The 5848-nt window shown below is 70.6% G+C and carries 3 protein-coding genes and 1 pseudogene; 1 reads left to right on the top strand and 3 read right to left on the bottom strand.

The genetic code is table 11. From position 1 onward, the window contains the following. Positions 1 to 119: pseudogene (locus B7767_RS49245) on the top strand (ADP-ribosylglycohydrolase family protein); the annotation flags it as partial. Between the two features lie 5 nt (positions 120 to 124). Here the strand turns inward: B7767_RS49245 and B7767_RS05295 are convergent. The 3 genes from B7767_RS05295 to B7767_RS05285 form a co-directional block, all read right to left on the bottom strand. After that, on the bottom strand, positions 125 to 1675 hold the full coding sequence (locus B7767_RS05295) for a sodium:solute symporter family protein (RefSeq protein ID WP_085571090.1): 1551 nt from the start codon (positions 1673 to 1675) through the stop codon (positions 125 to 127). A 240-nt stretch (positions 1676 to 1915) separates the two neighbouring features. Further along, entirely contained in the window at positions 1916 to 3793 is a 1878-nt protein-coding gene (locus tag B7767_RS05290) for an MFS transporter (RefSeq protein WP_085571089.1), read from the bottom strand. A 120-nt stretch (positions 3794 to 3913) separates the two neighbouring features. Then, positions 3914 to 5845 carry a D-alanyl-D-alanine carboxypeptidase family protein gene (locus tag B7767_RS05285; RefSeq protein ID WP_085571091.1) on the bottom strand — a complete coding sequence of 644 codons (1932 nt, stop codon included), beginning with the start codon at positions 5843 to 5845 and terminating at the stop codon, positions 3914 to 3916. Between the last annotated feature and the right edge of the window lie 3 nt (positions 5846 to 5848).

The following is a 5848-nucleotide window of genomic DNA, read 5'->3' as shown; positions in this document are numbered from 1 at the left end:
CGGCCCTCCCGCCGGCCTGGCTGGCCGAGCTGGAGGGCCGTCCCACGATCCTGGAGCTCGCCGACGACTTCGCGATGGAGATGACCCAGGGCCCCGCACTGCACGGGCCGGCGGGGGCGAGAAACTACGCCTCTTCCCGCACCGGCGCGGGGGACGGCACCGCTGCCGACGCACCCGAGTCGTCGTCCGTGTTGACGCGCTCGATGATGGCCATCCGCTCCGGGGTGTCCTCCGGCTTCACGTAGCCGATCAGGACGTACAGGACCAGCGAGACCGCCAGCGGGATGGAGACCTGGTACTCCAGCGGCACCCCGCCGTCGACGGCCCAGTGGATCGGGTAGTTCACCAGCCAGAAGGCCAGCAGGCCCAGGGCCCAGCTGGTGAGCGCCGCCGTCGGACCGGAGCGGCGGAACGGCCGCAGCAGGCCCAGCATCATCGGGATGGCGATCGGGCCCATCAGTCCGGCCACCCACTTGATGACGACCGTGATGATGTCCTTGAAGGTCGGCGAGTTGACCTGCGTCGCGACCGCCATGGACAGGCCGAGGAAGACCACCGTCGTCACGCGGGCCGCGATCAGGCCCGACCGGTCGCCCCACAGCCGCGCCCGCTCCGACAGCACCGGCGCCACGTCGCGGGTGAAGACGGCCGCGATGGCGTTGGCGTCCGAGGAGCACATGGCCATCGTGTGGGAGAAGAAGCCGACGATGACCAGGCCCAGCAGGCCGTGCGGCAGCAGCTGCTCGGTCATCAGGGCGTAGGAGTCGGAGCCGTCCGCCTTCTGGGACTCCACCAGCAGCGGCGACATCCACATCGGGAAGAACAGGATCACCGGCCAGACCAGCCACAGCACCGCCGACAGCCGCGCCGAGCGCTCCGCCTCGCGGGCGTTGGGGGTGGCCATGTAGCGCTGGGCCTGGTTGAGCATGCCGCCGTTGTACTCGAACAGCTTGATGAACAGGAACGCCAGCAGGAAGATCGTGCCGTACGGTCCGACCAGCGGCTCCCCGTGTCCCTGGAGCTCCGGCTCGTCCCACGCCCCGAAGAAGCCTCCGTGGTCGCCGAGCTCGGCCACCACCGCGACGAACATCGCGATGCCGGCGAGGAGCTGGATGATGAACTGGCCGAGTTCGGTCAGCGCGTCCGCCCACAGGCCGCCGATGGTGCAGTAGATCGCCGTGACGACGCCGGTGATGAGGATGCCCTGGTTGAGCGAGACGCCGGTGAACACCGACAGCAGGGTGGCGATGGCCGCCCACTTCGCGCCCACGTCCACGATCTTCAGCAGCATGCCGGACCAGGCCAGCGCCTGCTGCGTCTTCAGGTCGTAGCGGTTCTTCAGGTACTCCAGCGGTGAGGCCACGTGGAGCCGGGAGCGCAGCCGGTTGATCCGCGGGGCGAACAGCTTCGAACCGATGGCGATGCCGAAGGCGATGGGGAACGACCAGGTGACGAAGGACGTGACGCCGTAGGTGTAGGCGATGCCGGCGTAGCCGGTGAACATCACCGCGCTGTACCCCGACATGTGGTGGGAGATGCCGGAGAGCCACCAGGGCATCTTGCCACCGGCCGTGAAGAAGTCGCTGACGTTGTCCACGCGCTTGTGGGACCAGATGCCGATGCCGACCATCACGGCGAAGTAGCCGATGAGCACCGCCCAGTCGAGACTGTTCATGTCCCCCCTTCCAGGGTCCGCCTTGTGAACTCCACTCAGCTGGTTGGCACTTCGCCTGAGCGGGGTAGGGACGAGGAAGGCCGCGAAGTGCCCGCTCATCGTGGGCGGGGTGGCAAGGGCACGACAAGAAACCGTCAGGTCAAGAGCGGGTAAAAATGTTCGACTAGCTGACCTCTGTTCACAAGCATGAACGAAGTCGAGGGGGCGGGGACTGAGGCCGGAAGGGCGGGAACTCCGGGATCAGCGCAGCTCGTCCGGGCAGGGCGTGCCCCGCTCCCCCCACTTGTACGGAGCCCCCAGACGGTACGTCCCCGGCTGGGGTGCGAGCAGCGTCGTCCACGTGTCGCCGTTCTCGTCCTCCTCCGTCTCCATCAGGCAGCCGTGGACGTTCTCGTACGTCCTCGGCTCGCCCTCCGGGCGGTCCTCGGACTCCTCCGTCTCCTGGGGAGGGTCCAGCGCCTTGCCCTCGGAGTCGACGAGGCCCAGCCACGGCGAGTACGGGACCCGGATCAGGATCCGGCCCGCCTTCTCCACCCGCAGCGTCCACTCGCCCTGCTCGGCCCGCTCCACGACCGTGTTCGGCTCCGCCAGCGGCGTCGGCTCGTCCACCGCGAAGAGCTGCCAGTTCGCGTCGCCCCAGATCTGCTTCAGGTACGGCAGCCCGCGCTGCACCAGCTCCCGCTCCCGCTGGCCGCCGTCACCGTCCGGCTCGTCCTTCGGCAGCACCACGAAGCGCACGCCCCAGCGCTTCAGCCACTCGCGGTAGTTCGCCGAGTTGAGGGTGTCGTCGTAGAAGAGCGGGTTGCGCTCCATGTCTGCCTGCCGGTTCCAGCCCCGGGCCAGATTGACGTACGGGGCGAGGGCGGACGCCTCGCGGTGCGAGCGGGCCGGGACGACCTCCACCCGGCCCCGCCAGGCACCGACCTCCTGGAGCTCGTTCACCAGCGGCGCCAGCTCGCGCGCCCAGGACGCCCGCGGCGTGGTGTGCACGACGTCGTCGACCGACTTGAAGCCGATCCAGCCGGTGAAGCCGACGAAGGCGACGACGATCGCGTACCACTTGAGGGACTTCGGCACCGCGAACGGCAGCGCCGCCACCAGCGCCACCCCGCCGAACAGCATCGCCAGCCGGGTCATGTTCGACCCGATCTGCGAACTGATCAGCCAGACCAGCACGATCCCCAGCCCGTACACCGCGGCCGTGATCCGTACGGTCTTCCACTCCGCGGGGACCAGGACGTACACCAGGACCGAGTACAGCAGCGGCAGGACCACCGAGCCGATGCCCATCGGCTGGGTCCCCGAGAACGGGAACAGCCAGGCCGACACCGCCACCACCGCGGTGGGCGCGAGACCCAGCGCCCACGCCCCCGGCCGGCGCTTCTGCAGGAACAGCGCCACCGCCACCAGGCCCACGAACAGTCCCGCGACCGGCGAGGCCATCGTCGCCAGCGCCGCCAGCGGGGCCGCGCACAGGGCCTTCGCCCAGCGCTTGTAGCGCCACCGGTGGGGCCAGCAGAAGACGACGGCGACCGCGCCGAGCGCGAACATCGTGCCGAGCCCGAACGTCACCCGCCCCGAGGCCGCGTTGCACAGCAGCGCGAACACGCCCGCGAGCGCGGCCCACAGGGGGTTGCGCACCGCCCGGCCGCGCATCAGCACCAGTGTCAGCAGCCCCGCCGACACGGTGCCCGCGATCATCATCGTGGTCCGCACCCCGAGGACCGACATCAGGTACGGCGACACCACGCTGTACGACACCGGGTGCATACCGCCGTACCAGGCGAGGTTGTACGCGGAGTCCGGGTGCCGGCCGACGAACTCGGCCCACGCGTCCTGCGCGGCGAGATCGCCGCCGCTGTTCGCGGAGGTGAAGAACCAGACGACGTGCAGCAGTCCGGCGAGCGCGGTGACGAACAGCACCGGATGCCGCAGCATGCGGGCGCGCACGGCGAGGACGGCGGACATGAACGCGTCGGGAGTACCGGGAGCGCCGGAGGCGCCGGGGGTGTCGTCAGTGCCCCCGGGTGTCCGTTGTGCCCCGGTCGGCGGTATTCGCGGGCCGGATTCCGGGTCCGGATCGGCGTCGTCGGCGCGTGTCGGCTCCGCTGTGGCCACCTGAAGGCACTCCCCGTGTCCCGTTCCTTGCCCGTTCCCTGCCCGTTTCGTGACGCTAGCACGCAGCCAGGCGGCCGTCGCCCGGGTGGGCGACGGCCGCCTGCCTCGTACGTCCCCGGGTCAGGAGAGACGCGTCACCTTGCTCGTGAAGCCGGGCTCCACGAGGTCTTCCTGCAGGGCGACCGGCACCTTGACGGTGCCGCCCGATCCGTCGCCGACGGTGAGCTCGCCCACCTTCGTGCCGGCCTTCGCCGTGTGCGGCAGCTCCTTCGCGACGAACGTCAGCTTCACCGACAGGCCCGCCCAGCCGACCGCCTTGACGTCCTCGGTGACGGCGACGGACGTACGGCCGCCGAGACCGTCGTCCACGTACCCGACGACGTCGCCCTTCTTCAGGATCTTCGTCGAGGTCAGCGCCTCCTGGGCGGCGCGCAGCGCGGGCTTGCTGACCTCGTTGACCGTCCCCAGGATCGACGGGCCCTTGTGCTGGCCGAGGATCGCGCCGACGACGATGACCGGCTGACCGTCCACCTCCTTGCGGGCGGCGAAGAGCAGGTTGCCGCCGGCCTTGGTGGTGGAGCCGGTCTTGATGCCGATCGCGCCCATGGTGTAGGGCAGCTCGTTGTAGTTGCTCCAGTACTTCCCGGTCGGGTCCGTCCAGCTGGCCGCGCTGGTGATGGCCACCATGGCCGGGATCCTCATGGCCGCGATGCCGAGCTTCGTCTGGTCCTCGGCGGTGGAGACGGTGGTCTCCTTGAGTCCCGAGGGGTCGGTGTACGTCGTGTTGGTCATCCCGAGCTCCTTGGCGGTGTCGTTCATCTTCTTGATGAACGCCTCCTCGGAGCCCGCGTCCCAGCGGGCCAGCAGACGCGCGATGTTGTTCGCGGAGGGGATCATGACGGCCGACAGCGCCTGCTTCTCGGTGAGGAAGTCGCCGGCCTTGACGGTGTGGAGCGTGGACTCGCCGTCCTTGTAGTAGCCGCCCTCCTCCTCCGCCTTCGCGTCGACCTCGATCTTCGGGCCTTCCTCACCGGGCTTCAGCGGGTGCTCGCGCAGGATGATGTACGCCGTCATGGTCTTGGCGACCGAGCCGATGGCGACCGGCTCCTGCCCACCGAAGTGGTCCATCGTGCCGATGCCGTCGCCGCTCATCCAGCCCTGGCCCTCGTCCGGCCAGGGCAGCTTCACCTGGCCACCGTCGAAGGTGTGGGTCTCCTCCGCGGTGAGCACGAGGGTGGGAGCCGGCAGCGGGCGAACGGCCTGCACGATCGCAAAGACGATCACGAGGAGTGCGACCAGCGGCGCCCAGATCTTGACCCGCCGCACGGCCGTCCGCAGCGGGGTCTGCGGCGGCGGCGGGGTGTTGGTCAGCTCGGCCAGCAGGTCCAGCGGCGGCTTGGGCGGCAGCGGCTGCTGAGTGGTCCGCTCGGGGCCGACCTGCGGGAGGGCGGAGGTGGCTCCGGCAGAGGCGGCGGGAGCGGCGGGCGGCTTGTGTCCGCCGAGGTCCTCGTCCCGCTTGAGCGCGACGAACTTGCTGGTCCGCTCGGCCTCGGTGTCGGCCTGGCGGGGCACGTCGCCCAGCTTGAGCATGGTGGTGGGCTGGTCGACGGCGGGCGCGGAGGGCCGTCCGGTCCGGAACACGGCGGTGGGCTGATCGACGGGCCCCTTGGCCTTCGGCCGCCCGTCCTCGTCCGCGGCACCGGTCCCGGCGGCGTCAGCCACCGCCGGCCCGTCCCCGGACCCGCCCTCACCCCGCCGGTCGTCCTCGCCGTCCCGGGACTCGTCCTCGTCGTCCTGGGACTCGTCCTCGCCGTCCTCGGACCCGGCCTCACCGTGCCGGTCGTCCTCGCCGTCCCCGGACCCGGCCTCACCGTGCCGGTCGTCCTCGCCGTCCCCGGGCTCGTCCTCGCCGTCCTCGGCGGAGGCGTCGTCGACCGCACCCGGGGCTCCCGCGACCGGCTTCCCGGCACCATCCGCGGACGAACCCGCCTCGGGGTCCCCCTCGTCCGAGTCCGCGAGGGCGGTGGTCTTCGCCGCACCGGCACCCGGCACGTC

The sequence above is a fragment of the Streptomyces sp. 13-12-16 genome, from assembly GCF_002114215.1.
Classification (GTDB): domain Bacteria; phylum Actinomycetota; class Actinomycetes; order Streptomycetales; family Streptomycetaceae; genus Streptomyces.
This window is presented reverse-complemented; position numbering and strand designations above follow the sequence as displayed.